At 68.9% G+C, this 18,583-nt stretch carries 13 protein-coding genes and 1 other RNA gene; 7 read left to right on the forward strand and 7 right to left on the reverse strand.

The window, feature by feature from the left end; translation table 11 throughout:
- The first annotated feature begins 31 nt into the window (after positions 1-31).
- Both phoB and phoR read left to right on the forward strand, forming a co-directional pair.
- On the forward strand, positions 32-724 hold the full coding sequence (gene phoB, locus GFK26_RS22580; RefSeq protein ID WP_007836652.1) for a phosphate regulon transcriptional regulator PhoB: 693 nt from the start codon (positions 32-34) through the stop codon (positions 722-724).
- A 44-nt stretch (positions 725-768) separates the two neighbouring features.
- Positions 769-2,106: a phosphate regulon sensor histidine kinase PhoR gene (gene phoR / locus GFK26_RS22585; RefSeq protein ID WP_194273938.1), complete on the forward strand. Its 1,338-nt coding sequence runs from the start codon at positions 769-771 to the stop codon at positions 2,104-2,106.
- Positions 2,107-2,125: 19 nt separating this feature from the next.
- Here phoR and GFK26_RS22590 read toward each other — a convergent pair whose 3' ends face one another.
- The 3 genes from GFK26_RS22590 to GFK26_RS22600 all read right to left on the reverse strand — a co-directional run bounded on the left by GFK26_RS22590 (position 2,126) and on the right by GFK26_RS22600 (position 5,566).
- Complete coding sequence (locus tag GFK26_RS22590) at positions 2,126-3,484, reverse strand: MATE family efflux transporter (RefSeq protein ID WP_228121746.1); 1,359 nt, start codon at positions 3,482-3,484, stop codon at positions 2,126-2,128.
- Between the two features lie 3 nt (positions 3,485-3,487).
- The gene (locus GFK26_RS22595) at positions 3,488-5,215 is read right to left on the reverse strand and encodes a hypothetical protein (RefSeq protein ID WP_153283955.1); all 1,728 of its coding nucleotides are present in this window, start codon (positions 5,213-5,215) and stop codon (positions 3,488-3,490) included.
- Positions 5,216-5,305: 90 nt separating this feature from the next.
- Complete coding sequence (locus GFK26_RS22600; RefSeq protein ID WP_153283956.1) at positions 5,306-5,566, reverse strand: type B 50S ribosomal protein L31; 261 nt, start codon at positions 5,564-5,566, stop codon at positions 5,306-5,308.
- 200 nt (positions 5,567-5,766) lie between these two features.
- Here GFK26_RS22600 and GFK26_RS22605 point away from each other — a divergent pair, with 200 nt between their 5' ends.
- Complete coding sequence (locus tag GFK26_RS22605; protein WP_153283957.1) at positions 5,767-6,834, forward strand: oxidoreductase; 1,068 nt, start codon at positions 5,767-5,769, stop codon at positions 6,832-6,834.
- A 54-nt stretch (positions 6,835-6,888) separates the two neighbouring features.
- Here GFK26_RS22605 and rho read toward each other — a convergent pair whose 3' ends face one another.
- On the reverse strand, positions 6,889-8,154 hold the full coding sequence (rho, locus tag GFK26_RS22610) for a transcription termination factor Rho (RefSeq protein ID WP_062473130.1): 1,266 nt from the start codon (positions 8,152-8,154) through the stop codon (positions 6,889-6,891).
- 182 nt (positions 8,155-8,336) lie between these two features.
- The gene (trxA, locus tag GFK26_RS22615; RefSeq protein WP_042578306.1) at positions 8,337-8,669 is read right to left on the reverse strand and encodes a thioredoxin TrxA; all 333 of its coding nucleotides are present in this window, start codon (positions 8,667-8,669) and stop codon (positions 8,337-8,339) included.
- Between the two features lie 160 nt (positions 8,670-8,829).
- On the opposite strand from trxA, the gene GFK26_RS22620 reads away from it, so the two are divergent.
- The 3 genes from GFK26_RS22620 to GFK26_RS22630 are packed head-to-tail and all read left to right on the forward strand — an operon-like array spanning position 8,830 to position 15,889.
- Positions 8,830-11,385: a PD-(D/E)XK nuclease family protein gene (locus tag GFK26_RS22620; protein WP_153283958.1), complete on the forward strand. Its 2,556-nt coding sequence runs from the start codon at positions 8,830-8,832 to the stop codon at positions 11,383-11,385.
- Complete coding sequence (locus tag GFK26_RS22625) at positions 11,382-14,654, forward strand: UvrD-helicase domain-containing protein (protein ID WP_153283959.1); 3,273 nt, start codon at positions 11,382-11,384, stop codon at positions 14,652-14,654. Before GFK26_RS22620 ends, GFK26_RS22625 begins: the two co-directional genes overlap by 4 nt.
- On the forward strand, positions 14,651-15,889 hold the full coding sequence (locus GFK26_RS22630) for a TIGR03862 family flavoprotein (RefSeq protein WP_153283960.1): 1,239 nt from the start codon (positions 14,651-14,653) through the stop codon (positions 15,887-15,889). The genes GFK26_RS22625 and GFK26_RS22630 overlap by 4 nt, the downstream gene beginning before the upstream one ends.
- Positions 15,890-15,901: 12 nt before the next feature.
- Here GFK26_RS22630 and GFK26_RS22635 read toward each other — a convergent pair whose 3' ends face one another.
- Positions 15,902-16,330, reverse strand: coding sequence for a GNAT family N-acetyltransferase (locus tag GFK26_RS22635; RefSeq protein WP_228121747.1), 429 nt, complete (start codon positions 16,328-16,330; stop codon positions 15,902-15,904).
- Positions 16,331-16,435: 105 nt separating this feature from the next.
- Positions 16,436-16,532, reverse strand: an RNA gene (gene ffs, locus GFK26_RS22640) — signal recognition particle sRNA small type.
- A 113-nt stretch (positions 16,533-16,645) separates the two neighbouring features.
- Between ffs and dnaX the strand changes: the two genes are divergently transcribed.
- Positions 16,646-18,511, forward strand: a complete 1,866-nt coding sequence (dnaX, locus tag GFK26_RS22645) for a DNA polymerase III subunit gamma/tau (RefSeq protein WP_153283961.1) — start codon at positions 16,646-16,648, stop codon at positions 18,509-18,511.
- The last annotated feature ends 72 nt before the right edge of the window (positions 18,512-18,583 follow it).

Here is an 18,583-nt window from a genome sequence, read left to right on the forward strand (position 1 = left end):
CGACCGTCGCCGCAAAGACTCCCCAGAACGCATGAAGAAACCAAGAGTCCTGATCGTCGAAGACGAATCCTCGATCGCCGAGCTGATCGCCGTCAACCTGCGCCACAACGGCTTCGAGCCGATCTGGTCCGAAGACGGTGCCGCCGCCCAGCGTGAAATCGACGCCTTCCTGCCGGACCTGATCCTGCTCGACTGGATGCTGCCGGGCCAGAGCGGCCTGCAGCTTGCGCGCCAGTGGCGCAAAGACCCGCGCACCAAGGCCATCCCGATCCTGATGCTGACGGCGCGCGGCGACGAGCCCGACAAGGTCGCCGGCCTCGATGCCGGTGCCGACGACTACATCACCAAGCCGTTCTCCACCCAGGAAATGCTGGCGCGCATCCGCGCCGTGCTGCGCCGCCGCGCGCCCGAGGTGGTGACCGAGCGCGTCGAGATTGGCGAACTGGCCCTCGACACCTCCACCCACCGCGTCACGTGGCAGGGCGGGGCGCTGAAGGTCGGCCCGACCGAGTTCAAGCTGCTGGCCTACCTGATGCAGCACGCCGAGCGCGTGCACAGCCGGGCACAGCTGCTCGACAAGGTGTGGGGCGACCACGTCTACATCGAGGAGCGCACGGTCGACGTGCACGTCAAGCGCCTGCGCGAGTCGCTGGGTGCGGCCGCGCCCATGGTGGAAACCGTGCGCGGCGCGGGTTACCGGCTGACGGCCCAAGTCACGGTGTGAGCAGCGCCGTGAGCCTCGGCGGCGGGCGCGGATAATCGCCCGCCATGCCTTTTCGTATTGCTACTTTTTTTATAGCGTCCCTCGCAATCGCGGCGGGCGCTGTCGGCCTTTTCGGCTGGAAGTACGGCTGGCTGGGCGCCTGGTTGGGCGCGGTGCTCTGGCTGGGCTTCGATGCCTGGCGCGCCGAGCGCCTGCTGCGCGTGCTGCGCAACGACGCGGCCGGGCTGCCGTCGCGCGGACCGGGCGTGTGGGGCGAGCTGTCGGAGCGCATCCGCAAGCTGCTGCGCGAGCGTGAACAACAGACCCGGCAGGCCGAAGACCGGCTGCAGGAGTTCCTGGCCGCGATCCAGGCTTCGCCCAACGGCGTGGTGCTGCTCGACGAGCAGGGCCGCATCGAATGGTGCAACCAGACGGCGGCGGGGCAGTTCGGCATCGATGCCGAGCGCGACCTGCTGCAGCACCTGGCGAATCTCGTGCGCGATCCGGCGTTCGTGGCCTACCTGGCCTCGTGGAATTACAGCCGCGATGTGGTCATCGATGCGCCCGGCCTCGTGCATGCGCAGCACCGCGGCCATCCGGTGCGGCTGTCGGTGCAGGTGCATCCGTACGCCGGCAACCGGCGCATGCTGCTCACGCGCGACATCACGGCGCTGGAACAGGCCGAGGCGATGCGGCGCGACTTCGTGGCCAACGTGTCGCACGAGATCCGCACGCCGCTCACGGTGCTGGCGGGTTTCGTCGAGACGCTGCAGAACCTGCCGCTCGATGCCGACGAGCGCACGCGTTATCTGTCGCTGATGGGGCAGCAGTCGCACCGCATGGAAACGCTGGTGAACGACCTGCTGACGCTGTCGCGGCTCGAAGGCAGCGCGGCGCCGTCGGGCAACCAGTGGGTGCGCATGCGCGCGCTGCTGGCGCAGTGCGAAGACGAAGGGCGCGGGCTGTCAGGCCGGCTCACGCCGCAAGGGCACAAGCTCACGTTCACGTCGGAGGCCGAATCCGAACTGTCGGGCGCGCCGACCGAGCTGCAGAGCGCGATGTCGAACCTCGTGACCAACGCCATCCGCTACACGCCCGGCGGCGGCGAGGTGGCCGTGACGTGGCGGGTGCTGCCCGACGGGCGCGGCGAATATGCCGTGCGCGACACGGGCCCGGGCATTGCCGCCGAGCACATTCCGCGGCTCACCGAGCGCTTCTATCGCATCGACCGCAGCCGGTCGCGCGAGACCGGCGGCACCGGGCTCGGGTTGGCCATCGTGAAGCACATCGCGCAACGCCACGGGGCGGAGTTGCGCATCGAGAGCACGGTGGGCAAGGGCAGCCGCTTCACGCTGCTGTTCCCGGCGACACGCGTGCGCGAAGCACGCGTGATGGTCAAGTAGCGAGCAAGCCGCGCGGCCTTCAGCGGGCCCGCGCCTTCATCGTCCAGCGCAGCAGCGCGACGAACAGCAGCGCGGTGAGCGCCAGCGCCGCGGCGCTCATGAGCCAAAAGGCCAGTGGCGATTGCATGGCTTCCCACGGCCCCAGGCCGCGGTAGGCCAGCAGGTAGCTGCCGCCCAGGCCCATGCCCCAGAGCATCGCGCAGTAGATGACCAGCGGCGCCAGCGTCACGCGGTAGCAGCGCAGCACGAAGACGCACAGCGTCTGGAACGCATCAGCGACGTGATACAGCGCCACGGTGACCAGCAGCGCCGAGGCCATCGCGATCACGGCCGGGTTGTCGGAATACACATTGGCGAGCTGCGTGCGGAACGCGGCCATGGCGCCGGCATAGAGCAGCGCGAACAGCGCCGTGAGTTCGAAGCCCAGGCGGCAGGCATGGCGCGCCCGGGCGGTGTCGCCCGCACCGAGCCAGAAGCTCACGCGCGCACTGGTCGCGATGGCGAGCGACAGCGGCGTCATGTAGGCCACGGCCAGCAGGTTCGAGGCGATCTGGTGCGCAGCCGCCGCGGCGGTGCCCAGGCGCGCGATGAAGAGCGCCATCAGCGTGAAGGACGTCACTTCCACCAGCACCGCGAGGCCACCGGGCACGCCGAGCCGCGCGAACAGGCGGATCTGGCGCCAGTCGGGCGCCTCGATGCGCTCCCACAGCTGGTAGCCGCGGTAGAACGCGCCGTGGCGCAGCAGCCAGACGGCGCAGCCCAGCATGGCCCAGTTCACGCACAGCGTGGCCCAGGCGCAGCCCACCAGCCCCATCGCCGGCAGGCCGGCACCACCGAAAGTGAACCAGACCGACAGCGGCAGCTTCACGAGCAGCGAGGCCAGCTGCAGCCAGGTCACGAGCTTGGGCTTGCCCAGGCTCTGGTTCAGCGTGCTGAAGAGGCGAAAGAGCAGGGCGGGGGCTAGCGCAAAGGCCAGCACCGCGAGGTAGGCCTCGACCTCGCCGCGCATGTCGGCGGGCACCTGGGTCCAGCGCAGCGCCGCGCCGGGCAGCAGCAGCACGGTCATGCCGACCACGACGGCGATGGCTGCGAGGTAGAGCGACTGGCGCACCGAGCGGCCGATTTCGCCGCCCCGGTTGGCGCCGTGCAGTTCGGCCCACACCGGCAGCAGCGCCTGCAGCACGCCCATCAGTGAGACATACACGCTGACGAAGATCGCGGCGCCCACCGAGAGTGCAGCCAGCGCGCCTTCGGAGTAGCGGCCCGCGATGATGGTGTCGGCCACGCCGAAGGCCATCACGGCCAGCTGGCCGATCAGCACCGTGCCGGCGTGCCGTGCGATGAGTCCGCGTTCGCTCCCGTGCGTGCTGCTGCTCACGGGTCAGCGCACGATCTTCTCGTAGAGCAGCAGGTCGTCCGCGGGGCTGCTGGGGCGGCGCAGGGTGCCGCTGAAGCGCCATTGGTCCATCGGGATGATGGTGTGCAGCCGCTCGATGGTGTCGGGGCTCACGAGCAGCCAGGGGCAGTCGTTGCCCAGCAGCAGCGGCTGCAGGTTGAGGTTGCCGTGGTGGCGCAGTGCCGCGATGTGCGGCCGGCTCAGCGCCAGCTCGGCCACGCAGCGCGGATGGCCGATGCGTTCGGTCACGGCGCGCACCTGCGGGATGTAGCTGCGCGCGTAGTCGATGGGCGGCAGCCAGAGCGTCATCAGCAGCATCCAGCACAGGGCGGTGCCGCCGGCCGGCAGCACCAGCGTCTTCCAGAGCGCCGCGCGATGGCGGCCGGTGCGCCAGCGCACCAGCCAGCACCAGGCCAGCGTGGCGGCCAAGGCGAGCACGAAGGCGACCGGCGAGAACTCGGCCACGAAGCCCGGCACCAGCCGCGCGACGCTGGCGGCGGCCTTGCGCGGCGCGCCGGTCAGCATGGCGATCCAGTACATCCAGCCGAGCACGGCCAGGCCGCTGAAGAACAGCACGTTGAACCAGTCGATCAGCGCCGCCGCACTGCGACGGAAGGTCGGCAGCGCAAAGGCCGCCAGCGTGGCGAAGGCGGGCAGGGCCAGCAGCAGGGAGCGGTCGGAAAAATCGGTGGTCCAGGTGGCGGCCAGCGGCACCAGCGCAAACCACAGCGGCAGCGCGACGTGGCGCTCGAGCCATTGGCGGCGCCAGCGCCAGAGCGTCCAGAGCGCGAGCGGCCAGACCGGCCAGGTGAACCACAGCAGCAGCTTGGCCTGGCTGCGCACGTCGGACAGCAGCGAATTGCCCAGCGTGATCTTCCATTGCGCCAGGCCCAGGCCGAAGACCAGTGCGGCGGCCAGCACGGTGATGCCGACCATCGTCAGCAGGGCGGGCAGCGTGAAACCGGGGCTCTCGTCGTCGCTGCGGCCTTCTGCAACACGGTTGGCGCGCTGGTGGCGTTCGTAGGCGATGTACACCGCGCTGCCGATCGCCAGCGCGAGGCCGACCGTCGGGCCGCCGCTCAGCGTCATGCCGAGGGTGCCGACCACGAGCGCGATCACCGGGCCGACGCGGCGGTAAGGCAGTGCGGCCACGCCGTAGAACAGGTGCGAGGCGAAGTACAGCTGCGCCAGCGCGGGCGTGGTTTCATGCCCGAGTTGGGCCAGGCCCAGCGAAGCGATCAGCGCCAGCAGGCCGCCGTCGGCGATGGCGCGGGCGTAGTCGGTGGGACGCGCCTCGCCGCCGAAGGCAAAGGCCACGGGCTGGGCGCGCGGCGTGCGGGCCAGGTAGTAGACGGCGTACCAGGTCGCGGTGAAGGTGCCCCACAGCATCAGCGCGAACACGAAGCGCACGGCCAGGTCGGGGTTGACCCACGACGGGGCGAGCTGGATCGCCCAGGCGCCGATCCAGTAGGGGATCAGCGCGGGTGTCTCGGGGCGCATGCCCAGCAGCAGCGGGTCGAACCAGCGGGCGAGGCCCTCGGTGCTGCGGGCCAGCTCGGCCATGTAGCCGAAGGCCGTGATGTCGGCGCTCTTCCAGGGGCCCCGGCCGAGCAGGCCCGGCAGCAGGTAGGCCGCGCACAGCAGCAGCAACGCGACGCGCGGCAGCCGGCGTACGGCATTCTGGGCAACGATCGCGGGGGTCGGCTGGTTCAAGGGGCAGGTGGAAGAGGCGGACGGGTGATTGGAAAGAAAAAGGGCAGCGCGGTAAACCGGGCTGCCCTCGACGCCAGAGCGCGTGCCTGATTACTTGGCAGCGGTCTTGCCGAAACGGTTGCGGAACTTCTCGACGCGACCGCCCATGTTGTCCACCGACTTTTGGGTGCCGGTGTAGAAGGGGTGCGATTCGCTGGTGGTGTCGAGCTTGTACAGGGGCAGCTCGCGGCCGTCGTCCGTCTTGCCCATTTCCTTGGTGTTCGCGCACGAACGGGTCACGAACTTGAAGCCGTTCGACATGTCGACGAACAGAACTTCGCGGTAATTCGGGTGGATGCCTTCTTTTGCCATGGTGTTTCCTTTTGCGCTGTTGGAATCAATGCGCGGTCGATGCGAGAGCCACCAGCGTGCCAGCAATCTGGCGCGCCGCCCTGAGGCCTTTGACGTGAAGTGTGAGGGCCAAGGAAGCCGGGCGACGTGCCCAGCCGCACTTTTCGCGGAGCCCATGATTATCGCATACTGCCCCAATTGCGAGCAAACCGGGTCCTCCCATGACTTCTACACCCCTTCGCGCCGGTCTTGTCGGCTACGGTTTTGCCGGCCAGACCTTTCATGCGCCCGTGCTTTCGGCCGTTCCGGGGCTCGAACTGGCGGCCGTGGCGAGTTCGCAGCCGCACAAGGTGCATGCCGACTGGCCGGATGTGGCGGTGGTGCCCGATGTGGCGGCGCTGGTCGCCCGGGCGGACATCGACCTCGTGGTGGTGGCAACGCCCAACGCCCAGCACCATCCGGTCGCCAGGGCGGCCCTGGAGGCCGGCAAGCACGTGGTGGTTGACAAGCCGTTCACGCTCGATGTGGCCGAGGCGCGGGAGCTTGAACTGTTGTCGAGGCGCAACAATCGCGTGCTCTCGGTCTACCAGAACCGGCGCTTCGACGCCGACTTCCTGACGCTCCAGCAGGTGCTGGCGTCCGGCGACCTGGGGCGCCCGGTGTACCTGGAATCGCATTTCGACCGCTTCAGGCCCCAGGTGCGCGAGCGCTGGCGGGAGCAGCCCGTGCCGGGTTCGGGCCTGTGGGTGGACTTGGGCGCGCATCTGGTCGATCAGGCCGTGCAACTCTTCGGCCGGCCCGACACGCTGCAGCTCGACACCGCTGCCTTGCGAGATGGCGCACTGGTCGAAGACTATTTCCACGCCGTGCTGCGCTACGAGAGCGGCCCCCACGCGCCCCTGCGCGTGGTGCTGCACGCCACGACGCTCGCGGCCCATGCGGCGCCGCGCTACATCGTGCACGGCACGCGCGGCAGCTACGTCAAGCACGGCGTCGATCCGCAGGAAGACGCGCTGCGCGCCGGCCAACGACCGCCGGCCGAAGGGTGGGGCGCCGATCCGATCGATGGCGAACTCACTTTGATCGGCAGCGATGGCGCGCCGCACTTTCACGCAGTGCCGACGCAGTCTGGAAACTACGTCGACTACTACGCCGCGGTCCGCGACGCGATCCTCGGCAAGGGGCCGAATCCCGTGCCGCCGGAGCAGGCCGTCGCATTGATGGAACTGCTCGACATCGGCCGCCAGAGCGCCACCGAAGGCCGCGCCATCCGTATCGAACGCCCATGAAAAAAGCGCGTTGACCCGTGTGGGTCAACGCGCTTTTGCGGGAGAGCCTGAAGCTCAGCCGCCGCGACGCATCATGTCGAAGAACTCGACATTGGTCTTGGTCGCCTTCATGTTCTTGAGCATCAGCTCCATCGACTCGATCTCGTCCATGTTGTACATGAGCTGACGCAGGATGCGGGTCTTTTGAAGGATCTCGGGCGCCAGCAGCAACTCTTCGCGGCGCGTGCCGCTGCGGTTGAGCTGGATCGACGGGAACACGCGCTTTTCGTACAGGCGGCGGTCCAGGTGGATTTCGGAGTTGCCGGTGCCCTTGAACTCCTCGAAGATCACTTCGTCCATGCGGCTGCCGGTGTCGATCAGCGCGGTGCCGATGATGGTCAGCGAGCCGCCTTCTTCCACATTGCGCGCGGCGCCCAGGAATCGCTTGGGGCGCTGCAGTGCGTTGGAGTCGACACCGCCGGTCAGCACCTTGCCCGACGAGGGCACGACGTTGTTGTAGGCGCGGGCCAGACGGGTAATGGAGTCCAGCAGGATCACCACGTCCTTCTTGAGCTCGACCAGGCGCTTGGCGCGCTCGATCACCATTTCGGCGACGTGCACGTGGCGCGCTGCGGGCTCGTCGAAGGTCGAAGCAATGACTTCGCCCTTCACCGTGCGCTGCATTTCGGTCACTTCTTCAGGGCGCTCGTCCACGAGCAGCACCATCATGTGCACGTCGGGGTAGTTGGCGCTGATCGCGTGGGCGATGTGCTGCATCATCACCGTCTTGCCGCTCTTGGGCGGCGCCACGAGCAGGGCGCGCTGGCCTTTGCCGATGGGGGCGATGATGTCGATGATGCGGCCGGTGAGGTTCTCTTCGCCCTTGACGCCTTCGCGCTCCAGCTTCATCTGTTCCTTGGGGAACAGCGGCGTCAGGTTCTCGAACATCACCTTGTGCTTGTTGGCTTCGGGTGCGCCGTCGTTGACCTTGTCGAGCTTGGTCAGTGCAAAGTAGCGCTCGCCGTCCTTGGGCGTGCGCACTTCACCTTCGATCATGTCGCCGGTGTGCAGGTTGAAGCGCCGCACCTGGCTGGGCGAGATGTAGATGTCGTCGGTGCTGGCCGTGAAGCTGGTGTCGGGACTGCGCAGGAAGCCGAAGCCGTCGGGCAGGATTTCGAGCACGCCGTCGGCGAAGACCTGTTCGCCGGCCTTGGCGCGCTTCTTGATGATCGCGAACATCAGCTCCTGCTTGCGCATGCGGCCGATGTTTTCGATTTCAAGCGCCTCAGCCTGCTTGAAGACTTCAGACACGTGGAGTGCCTTGAGTTCGTTTAAGTGCATGGAACGACCCCTGGAGGGGTAATCGAAACGGGAACGGGGGGAGGTTTGATGTGGGGCAAGAACTGCCTCACGAACCGGGGAACTCGAACCGGTTGCCTGATGAAAGGCCCGGTGAACTGAGGGCGATTATGACAGGAAAATCGCCCCGGCCAACGCATTGCGCGCTGGCCGGAAGAAATGCCTCAGGCGAGTTGCTGGTCGATGAAGGCCGTGAGTTGCGCCTTGCTCATGGCGCCGACCTTGGTGGCGGCCAGCTGGCCGTCCTTGAACAGCATCAGCGTGGGGATGCCGCGGATGCCGAACTTGGCGGGGATGTCGCGGTTTTCGTCGACGTTGAGCTTGGCGATCTGCAGCTTGCCTTCGTACGTGGCCGAGACCTCGTCCAGGATGGGGGCGATCATCTTGCAGGGACCGCACCATTCGGCCCAGTAGTCGACCAGAACCGGCTGGCTGGACTTGAGCACGTCGGCCTCGAAGGAAGAATCGGAGATGTGTTTGATCAGTTCGCTGGCCATGTGATGTGTCCTTGTGCGCAGAGAGAGTTTCGGTGCAGCTAAAGTGCTGGTCATTGTGACAGAAACCAAGGGGTGACGTGCCATGCGGCCCGGCTATGGCGGCGATAGCCAAAGCCCTTTGCGGCCCTGCCGCCGACCCCCTCAACCCCCTCGATAGAACATGAACGAAGGCCATCCCGTCCAGGCCCTGTGGTGCGATCCCGCCGACGGCGTCGTCGCGCGGATCGTCCGCGCGCTCGGCGAACGGCAGCTGCATGCGGCGCGCACCGTCGTGCTGGTGCCGTATGCGCAGCTGATGGCGGTCGCGCGCGGCATGTGGGCGCGCTGCGGCAGCCCGGGCTTCGTGCCGCGCTTCGAAACCACGCACAACTGGGCGCGCAGCGCTGGCGGCTTCCTGCCGTCCGGCTACGACATCGCCTTCGACATGGCGCGCGACCTGGTCACGGCGCAGGGCCTGCTCGCGCAGTCGGGCTTCCAGTCCGAACGCTTTGCGCTTGCTGGGCGCGTGGTCGAGCTGGCCTATCAGCTGGCGCCGTTGGCCGCTGCCGTGACGCCGGAGCTGCGCAGCAGCGACTGGGCACAGAGCGCGGCCAAGGTGGCTGAAGCGGGCAGCGAGTCGGAATGGTTCCGCATCGAGAGTGCGTTGATCCGCGTCGCCGTGGCCTGGGCCGCGAACTCGGGCTACGCGACCGACGTGCTGCTGCGCGACGCGGCACGCACCCAGGTCGATGCGCTGATCGTGCTCGAGGGCTTCCAGACCGACCCGCTGACGCAGGCGCTGAGCGCGCTGTGGGGTGATCGCGCCATCCGCATTCCGCTCGTGCCCGCCGACGCACCGCCGTCTGCCGCCCACGCCCACGTGGCGCTCGACCCCGAAGACGAGGCCCAGCTGGCCGCCGCCTGCGTGCTGCAGCACCTGGCCGAGGGCCGCGCGCCCGTCGCGCTCGTCGCCACCGACCGCGCGCTCACCCGCCGCGTCAGCGCGCAGCTGAGCACGCAAGGCATCGTTACGCACGACGAAACCGGCTGGAAGCTGTCCACCACGCGCGCCGCCGCCACGCTGATGAGCGCACTGCGCGCTTGCGCGCACGACGCCGCCACCGACCAGGTGCTCGAATGGCTCAAGAGCGGCGCCGAGGTCGACGTGCTCGCCGTCCAGTCGCTCGAAATGCGCCTGCGACGCGAAGGCGTGCGCGACTGGCAAGCCTGGTGCGCGTTGATCGCGCGCAGCGACAAACCGCAAGACGAAGGCCTGCGCGCCTTCACCCTCACCATCGAAGCCCGCCGCGCACCGATGGCGCGCGCGCGCTCCCTGGCCGACTGGCACCGCGCGCTGCGCGAGCTGCTGACGGTCGGCGAACAGTGGGACGCGCTCACCGCCGACTTCGCAGGCGCCAAGGTCATCGGAGCCCTCTGGCTCGATGCCGACGCGCACGGCGAGGAAGACGAGTTTCCCGGCGGACGCCACAGCCTCGCCGAATTCACGGCCTGGGCGCGAGACGTGCTCGAAGACGCCAGCTTCGTGCCGCCCGCCGGCGACGAAACCCCCAAGGTGTCGGTGCTGCCGATGAACCAGCTGCTGGGCCGCGTCTTCGGCGCCGTCGTCATTCCCGGCTGCGACGACCGCCGCATGCCCGCGTCGCCCGAGCCGCCGGGCAACTGGAGCGCGGCGCAGCGCCTCGACCTGGGCTTGGCGTCGCGCGATGTGCTGGAGGCCGCGCAGCGCGCGGCCTGGGCCATGGCCACGCGCAACCCGTGCTGCGACCTGGTCTGGCGCCATTCCGACGCCAGCGGCGAGCCCGTGCGCCCGAGCCCGCTCGTGCAGGCCCTGCAGCTCGCCCATGCACTGCAGCCGGGCGTCGATCCGCGCACGCCACGCGACGTCACCGTCACTCCGACCCTGCGGCCCACGCCCTCGGGCGCGCTGCTGCCGCTCACCAACGTGTCGACCAGCGTCTACGAAGACCTGCGCCGCTGTCCCTATCGCTTCTTCGCGCTGCGCCAACTCGGCCTGCGCACCGCCGACGAGCTCGATGCCGAAGTCGACAAGCGCGACTTCGGCAACTGGCTGCACGCGGTGCTCGGCCAGTTCCACGAGACCTTGCGCGACGCGCCGACGACCGATGCGCAAGCGCGCGTCGCGCTGCTCGCCGGCACCGCGCGCGATGTCACGCAGACGCTCGGCTATTCCGATGCCGAGTTCCTGCCCTTCGCCGCCGCGTGGCCGGCGGTGCGCGATGGCTACCTCGAATGGCTCGCGAAACATGAAGCGGGTGGGGCGGTCTTCGTCGAGGCTGAACCCTGGAAAGAACAACCGCTGGGCACCCTGCGGCTGGTCGGCCGGCTCGACCGCGTCGACCGCACCGCCGACGGCCAGCCCTTCGTGATCGACTACAAGACCGAGACCGCCTCCGTCACCAAGGAGCGCGTGAAAGACCCGACCGAAGACACGCAGCTGGCTTTCTACGCGGCGCTGATCGCCGACGACACGCTGCGTGCGGCCTACGTCAACGTCGGCGAGAAGTCGTCGGGCACGCAGACCGTCGAGCAGCCGGCCGTGGTCGAGGCGCGCGATGCGCTGGTCGCCGGCATCATCGACGACTTCGCGCGCATCGCGCAGGGCGCGCCGCTGCCGCCGCTGGGCGAGGGGAGCGTGTGCGATTTCTGCGCCGCGCGCGGCCTGTGCCGCAAGGATTTCTGGGAGGTCACGCCATGAACGGCGCTGCCTACGAACACAACGGCCGGCACGTCGCGCGCGAGGCCTTCTACACCGTCGCCTGCGATCCGCGGCGCTCGGTCGCGGTCGAGGCCTGCGCGGGCGCCGGCAAGACCTGGATGCTGGTGTCGCGCATCGTGCGTGCGCTGCTCGAAGAGGGCGAATCGGCCTGCGAACCGCACGAGATCCTGGCCATCACCTTCACCAAGAAGGCCGCCGGCGAAATGCGCGAGCGGCTCGACCAGTGGCTCGCGCTGTTCGCCGAGCTCGACCCGGCCGCTTCGCAACGCGAACTCGTGATGCGCGGCATGACGCCCGAGGCCGCGCAGGCGGCTGTCCCGCGCCTGCAGGGGCTTTATCGGCGGCTGCTCGAAGGCGGGCGGCCCGTGCAGTTCCGCACCTTCCACGCGTGGTTCGCGGGCCTGCTGCGCAACGCGCCGCTCGCCGTGCTGCGCGAGCTGGGCCTGCCGGCGAACTACGAACTGCTCGAAGACGATGCCGAGGCGCGCACCCACACGTGGCGGCCATTCTTCGAAGCCGTGACCGGCGACGCGCGCGCGCTGGCCGACTACTACGCCGTCGTCGCCACCCACGGCCGCTCGCAGACGGCGAAGGCGCTGGGCGAAGCGCTGTCGAAGCGGGTCGAGTTCTTGCTGGCCGATGCCGAGAACGCGGTGGCGCCTTTCGATGTGCTGTACCCGACCTTGCAAGGGCTCGAGGTGCCGACCGATGCACTGCGCGGCGACGCCGTGCGCCGTCGCTGGCTCGACCGCGCCGCCGCCCTCGGCCGCGAGGCCAACAAGACACCGCAGAAGGCTGCCGAAGCCATCATCGACGTGTTCGGCAACGGCGAGCCTGCGCCCGAGACGCTGACCGACGCACTCGCGGTGCTGCGCAAAACGTTCTTCGTCGCGAGCGAAGACCGGCTCACCAAGAACCTGCAGAAATTCCCCGCCGCACAAGAGGCCGAAACCGAGCTGCAGCTGCTGTGCGCTGCGCAGGCCCAGCACGCGGCCTGGCTGTACCAGCAGCGCATGACGCGGCTCACGCGCCTGCTGATCACCGCCTTCGGCGAGGTCAAGCGCGCGCACGGCTGGGTCGACATGAACGACGTCGAGCAGGCCGCGCAGCTGCTGCTGGGCCAGTCGGCGCTGTCGGGCTGGGTGCAGGAGCGGCTCGACGCCCGCGTCGCCCACCTGCTGATCGACGAGTTTCAGGACACCAATCCGCTGCAGTGGCAGGCGCTCTACGGCTGGCTCAGTGCTTACACCGGTGCGGGCGGCAGTGCGCCGCGCGTGTTCATCGTGGGCGACCCCAAGCAGAGCATCTACCGCTTCCGCCGCGCCGAGCCGCAGGTGTTCATCGCGGCCAAGAAGTTCGTGCGCGAAGGGCTCGGTGGCGAGCTGCTCAACTGCGACCACACGCACCGCAATGCGCGCGCCGTGGTCGGCCTCGTCAACAGCGCGATGCTGGCCGCGCAGACGGCCGGCGAGTTCGACGGCTACCGCGCCCACACCACCGAACGCGGCGACGACGGCGAACTGCTGAAGCTGCCCGCCATCGACCGCGACGCCGTGGACACCGCCGCGGTCGCTGCGCCGGCCGACGACGGCATGCTGCACTGGCGCGACAGCCTCGTCACGCCGCGCGTGCTGCCCGAAGAGCAGCTGCTGCAGAAGGAGTGCGAACAGGCCGCGCGCTGGGTCGCGCAACGCATCGCCGACGGCACGCCGCCGCGCCAGATCATGGTGCTGGCGCGCCGCCGCAGCCGGCTGTCGGCCATGCAGGACGCGCTGCGCCGCCGCCACATTCCCGTGCAGCAGCCCGAGAAGAACGACCTGAACGATGCGCCCGAGGTGCAGGACGTGGTCGCGCTGCTCGACGCGCTGGTGTCGCCTGCGCACGACCTGTCGTTGGCGCGCGCGCTCAAGTCGCCGCTGTTCGGCATCGACGACGACACGCTGGTGCAACTGGCCCGCTGCCAGCGCGAGACGCCGGTGGCCAGCTGGTTCTCGCTGATCCAGAAAGGCGAGGGCCTGCCGCCCGTGCTGATCGAGGCGGGCGTGCAACTGCGCCGCTGGCAGCGCTGGCTGATGGCGATGCCGCCGCACGACGCGTTGGATGCGATCTTTCACGATGGTGATGTGCTCGCGAAGTTCGGTGCCGCAGTGCCGGCAGCTTTGCGCCAGAGCGCGCTGGCCAACCTGCGCGGTCTGGTTGCCGCCTCGCTCGACATCGACGGTGCGCGCTTCGCGACGCCTTACGCCTTGGTGCGTGCCTTGCGTGCGGGCGGCGTGCGCGCGCCCACCGTGGCCGCGCCCGAAGCCGTGCAGCTGCTGACCGTGCACGGCGCCAAGGGCCTCGAAGCCGACACCGTGCTGATGCTCGACTGCGACGCCCCGCCGCCGCGCGCGCAGACCATGGGCGTGCTGGTCGAATGGAAGGGCAGCGACAGCGCGCCGACGCGCTTCGTGTTCCTGGCCAGCGAGAAGACGCCGCCGGCCTGCGCCGCCGCGCTGCTCGAGGAAGAGCAGCACGCGCGCCACCGCGAAGAACTCAATGGCCTCTACGTGGCGACCACGCGGGCGCGCGAGCGGCTGGTGCTGTCGTCGGTGAAGCCGTCGCGCGCCAACGAGGGCAGCTGGTGGACGCGGCTGGAACCGCTGTGCGAGCCGACCGAAGCCGACGAACCGCTGGTCGAGGCGTCTGCCGCCGCGGAGGCCGGCTCGGCCACCTTCGCGATGAAGCGCCTGCCCGCACCACTCGTGGCTGCAACCGGTGCAGTGCCCGAAAAGAAAAAGGCGCAAGACGCCACGGTCGACGCGCGCGCCGCCGCGTTCGGCCAGGCCATGCACCGGCTGCTCGAATGGGCGGTGCCCGGCGAGGCCTTGCCACCGGCCCATGTGCGGGCGGCCGCGCGCGAGTTCATGCTCGATCCGCAACAGGCGCGCGGCGCCGCGGCGCTGGCCCAGCGCATCCGCGCGGGCGCCGGGGCCTGGGTGTGGGACGATCGCAGCATCGACTGGCATGGCAATGAAGTCACGCTGGTCCACGAGGGCGATACCTTGCGCATCGATCGGCTGGTGCGCGAGCGCGCCACCGGCGCATGGTGGATCCTCGACTACAAATCGGCCGCGCGCCCCGAACGGGACGCGGCCCTGATCGCACAGATGCAGCGCTACCGCGCTGCCGTGCAACATGCCTACCCCGGTGCCACGGTGCGCGCCGCGTTCCTGACCGGGCAGGGCGAACTGGTGAATCTCGAATGACTGTTTCTCCTACCGTCGCCGTCATCGGCGGCGGACCTGCCGGCCTGATGGCGGCCGAAGTGCTGAGCGCGTCCGGCGCGCAGGTGCACGTGTACGACGCGATGCCCTCGGTGGGCCGCAAGTTCTTGCTGGCCGGCCGTGGTGGCCTCAACCTCACGCACTCGGAGCCCTTCGATGCGTTCCTGACGCGCTTCGGCGAGCGTCGCGCCCAGCTCGAGCCGCTGCTCGCAAAGTTCGGTCCGCCGCAGGCGCGTGAGTGGGCGGCCGGGCTGGGCATCGAGACCTTTGTCGGCACCTCGGGACGCGTGTTTCCGACCGACATGAAGGCCGCGCCTCTGCTGCGCGCCTGGCTGCATCGCTTGCGCGCCGCGGGCGTGCAGTTCCACATGCGCCATCGCTGGGTGGGTGATGGGCCATTCGATGCGAACGCACTGCGCTTTGGGACGCCGACAGGCGAAGTCACGGCCAAGGCCGATGCGGTGGTGTTGGCGCTGGGCGGCGCGAGCTGGGCGCGCCTGGGCTCCGACGGCGCGTGGGCACCGTGGCTGCAGGCACAAGGCGTGGCGGTGGCGCCGCTGCTGCCCGCCAATTGCGGCTTCGACGGTGCGGGCTGGAGCGAACATTTTTCGAGCCGCTTCGCAGGGCAGCCCTTCAAGTCGGTCGCGATCGCCTTCACCGACAGCCAGGGGCGCCACTTTGCGCGCAAGGGCGAGTTTGTCGCGACGGCCACGGGCATCGAAGGCAGCCTGGTCTATGCGGCGTCGGCGCTGCTGCGGGACGAGATCGCGGCGAACGGCAGCGCGACGCTGCTGCTCGACCTGCTGCCCGATCGCAGCGCCGAGCAGGTGCTGGCCGCGGTGAAGCATCCGCGCGGCGCGCGTTCGTTGAGCAGCCACCTCAAGAGCCGGCTCGGCATCGAAGGCATCAAGGCCGGCGTGCTGCACGAAGCGCTGAGCAAGGAAGCGATGCAGGATCCGGCGCAGCTCGCCGCCACGATCAAGGCCGTGCCGCTGAAACTCGTCGCGACGCGCCCGGTCGACGAGGCGATCAGTACGGCGGGCGGCGTGCGCTTCGACGCGCTCGATCCGGCGCTGATGGCGACGGCGCTGCCCGGCGTGTTCGCGGCAGGGGAAATGCTCGATTGGGAGGCGCCGACGGGGGGCTACCTGCTCACGGCGGCCATGGCCAGTGGGGCGGCTGCCGCGCGCGGCGCGATCGCGCGGCTGGGGCTGTAGCCGCAGGCGTACTCAGCGGACGCAGGGCCAAAAGAACACCTGCTCGGGGTCGGCCGCATCGAGGTTGTCGATGTGGCCGCTCTCCCTGAACCCGGCTTCTTTCAGCAGCGATTGCATCGCCGCGTTGGAGCGGTTCGTGGAAGTGAAAAGCTTGGGGCGTTCGCAGATCGACTGGAAGTGATCGACGAGCTTCAGGCCGAGTCGCCTGCGACGAAACTTCTCTCCGACCATCAGCATCTCGATGAAGCCGCTGTCGAAGAAGTGGTGGTGCAGCACGCCGTAGGCGGCGATGTCGCCATCCATCTCGATCACGTGGCAGAAGCGATCTTCGATCCAGCCTTTGATCTGCACGGCGCGGCGCGCATCGTGCGCGGCCACGGTGTCGAGGCGCACCAGCGCTTCGAGATCGCTGATACGGGCGGGCCGGATGTCCATGTTCATGGCGGGCTGCGCGAAATTCTGGGAGGTTGAGGTGTCCGGGGTTGGTAACCCCTGGACACAGCGCGTGAGTTCTCTGAAAAGGAACTCACGGCTTCTAAATGTTAGGTTGACGAGCCTTACCCCTGGCACTGACTACGCAGTTAGGGCTGCTTGGTTCCCCACCTGACCCGGTTGGCCACTTCACCATGCAGGGAGGCCCGTCAGGTTGCATTCTAACCGCGTGAATTTGTCCCCTTCGCCGGGGCGTGAATCATTTCGAGGGGGACGGGAAACAAGCGTGAAGTGACCCCCGCCGCGCCTTTTAGAATGCCCGCAATGTCTTATCTCGTGCTCGCTCGCAAGTTCCGTCCGAAAACCTTCGGTGAGATGGTCGGTCAGGGGCATGTGGTCCAGGCGCTGGAAAACGCGCTGACGACGCAGCGCCTGCACCACGCCTATCTGTTCACCGGCACGCGAGGCGTGGGCAAGACCACGGTGTCGCGCATCCTGGCCAAGTCGCTCAACTGCCAGGGCCCGGACGGGCAGGGCGGCATCACGGCGACGCCGTGCGGTGTGTGCCAGGCCTGCCGCGACATCGATTCGGGCCGCTTCGTCGACTACACCGAACTCGATGCGGCCTCCAACCGCGGCGTCGATGAAGTGCAGTCGCTGCTCGAACAAGCCGTCTACAAGCCGGTGCAGGGGCGCTTCAAGGTCTTCATGATCGACGAAGTGCACATGCTCACGAACACCGCGTTCAACGCGATGCTCAAGACGCTCGAGGAGCCGCCCGAGTACCTCAAGTTCGTGCTGGCCACGACCGATCCGCAGAAGGTGCCGGTGACGGTGCTGTCGCGCTGCCTGCAGTTCAACCTGCGGCCAATGGCGCCCGAGACGATCCTCGAACACCTGACAGGCGTGCTGCAGACCGAGCAGGTGCCGGCCGAGCCGCAGGCGCTGCGTCTGCTGGCGCGCGCCGCACGCGGTTCGATGCGCGACGCGCTCTCGCTCACCGACCAGGCCATCGCGTTCGGCAACGGCGAACTGCTCGAAACCGGCGTGCGCCAGATGCTCGGCAGCGTCGATCGCGGCCATGTGTTCCGCCTCATCGAGGCGCTCGCACAAGGCGACGGCAAGACCGTGGTCGACACTTCCGAGGCGCTGCGCCGCGACGGCATGTCCGCCGCGTCCACGCTTGAAGAAATGACGTCGGTGCTGCAGGCCATGGCGGTGCTGCAGGCCGTGCCCTCGCGCGCCGAATCGGCCGACGCGGCCACCGATCCTGACGCGGCCGACACGGCCCGCCTGGCGTCGCTGATGCCCGCCGACGAGACCCAGCTGCTCTACAGCCTGTGCCTGCACGGGCGCGGCGAGTTGGGTTTGGCGCCCGACGAGTACGCGGCACTGACCATGGTGCTGTTGCGGCTGCTGGCCTTCAAGCCCTCCCACACGGCCGCTTCGACGGCCTCCACGGAAAAAAAAACTCTGAATGACGCCGGCAGCGCTGCGCCGCGGGCTCCCGCGCGCGAAGCCGCCCCGGTTTCCCGGCCTTCGGTGCCCGATTCGGCACCCGCTGCCGCGCCTTCCACGCCCGCCTTTTCGCAGCAACCGCCCGCGCAGTCGATGCCGGCTGGCCAGCGGCTGACGGTGGTCGATGCCCCGCAGCGCCAGCCCATGCCCCGGCCTGCCGCGCAGGAGGCGTCGGACGCGCCCGCAGCCCATGTGGTCGGCGTGCCGATCCGCGTGCAGCCGCCGCCCGGCCAGCGCGACGTGCCGCGCGAAGAAGAACAGCGCAGCACCTACACCCCGATCCCGCCGAGCGAAGAGGGCGATTTCTGGCACGCCACGGTCATGCAGCTCATTGCTGCCGAAAGCGTGGCGGCGCTGGCGCGCGAGCTCGCGCTGCAGTCGCAGCTGGTGGCGCGCGACACCGACCAGTGGATGCTGCGCATCGAGCGCGAAACCCTCAACCAGCCGTCCAGCCGCGAGAAGCTCACGGCGGCGCTGCAGGGCCTCGGCCACAATGTGAGGCTGGCCATCGAGATCGGCGGCGTGGTCGACAGCCCGGCGCGCCGCAACAAGCAGGCCGCCGACGAGCGCCAGCGGGTGGCCGAGGAAGCCATTCGCAGCGACCCCGAGGTGCAGATGCTGATGCGCGACTTCGATGCGAAGATCGTGCCCGGATCGCTGAAGCCCCTCTGAAGCCGGCGCCGCCCTCGCCGCATTTTTCGACCGTATTCTTTCCATCACCAACCCATCACAGACAGGACCAAC

The sequence above is a fragment of the Variovorax paradoxus genome, from assembly GCF_009498455.1.
Classification (GTDB): Bacteria; Pseudomonadota; Gammaproteobacteria; order Burkholderiales; family Burkholderiaceae_C; genus Variovorax; species Variovorax paradoxus_H.

Bases quoted from the DNA above. Each gene is read 5' to 3' on its own strand.
- phoB (WP_007836652.1), top strand. From the start codon at position 32: ATGAAGAAACCAAGAGTCCTGATCGTCGAAGACGAATCCTCGATCGCC.
- phoR (WP_194273938.1), top strand. From the start codon at position 769: ATGCCTTTTCGTATTGCTACTTTTTTTATAGCGTCCCTCGCAATCGCG.
- GFK26_RS22600 (WP_153283956.1), bottom strand. From the start codon at position 5,566: ATGGCAAAAGAAGGCATCCACCCGAATTACCGCGAAGTTCTGTTCGTC.
- GFK26_RS22605 (WP_153283957.1), top strand. From the start codon at position 5,767: ATGACTTCTACACCCCTTCGCGCCGGTCTTGTCGGCTACGGTTTTGCC.
- rho (WP_062473130.1), bottom strand. From the start codon at position 8,154: ATGCACTTAAACGAACTCAAGGCACTCCACGTGTCTGAAGTCTTCAAG.
- trxA (WP_042578306.1), bottom strand. From the start codon at position 8,669: ATGGCCAGCGAACTGATCAAACACATCTCCGATTCTTCCTTCGAGGCC.
- GFK26_RS22620 (WP_153283958.1), top strand. From the start codon at position 8,830: ATGAACGAAGGCCATCCCGTCCAGGCCCTGTGGTGCGATCCCGCCGAC.
- GFK26_RS22625 (WP_153283959.1), top strand. From the start codon at position 11,382: ATGAACGGCGCTGCCTACGAACACAACGGCCGGCACGTCGCGCGCGAG.
- GFK26_RS22630 (WP_153283960.1), top strand. From the start codon at position 14,651: ATGACTGTTTCTCCTACCGTCGCCGTCATCGGCGGCGGACCTGCCGGC.
- GFK26_RS22635 (WP_228121747.1), bottom strand. From the start codon at position 16,330: ATGAACATGGACATCCGGCCCGCCCGTATCAGCGATCTCGAAGCGCTG.
- dnaX (WP_153283961.1), top strand. From the start codon at position 16,646: ATGTCTTATCTCGTGCTCGCTCGCAAGTTCCGTCCGAAAACCTTCGGT.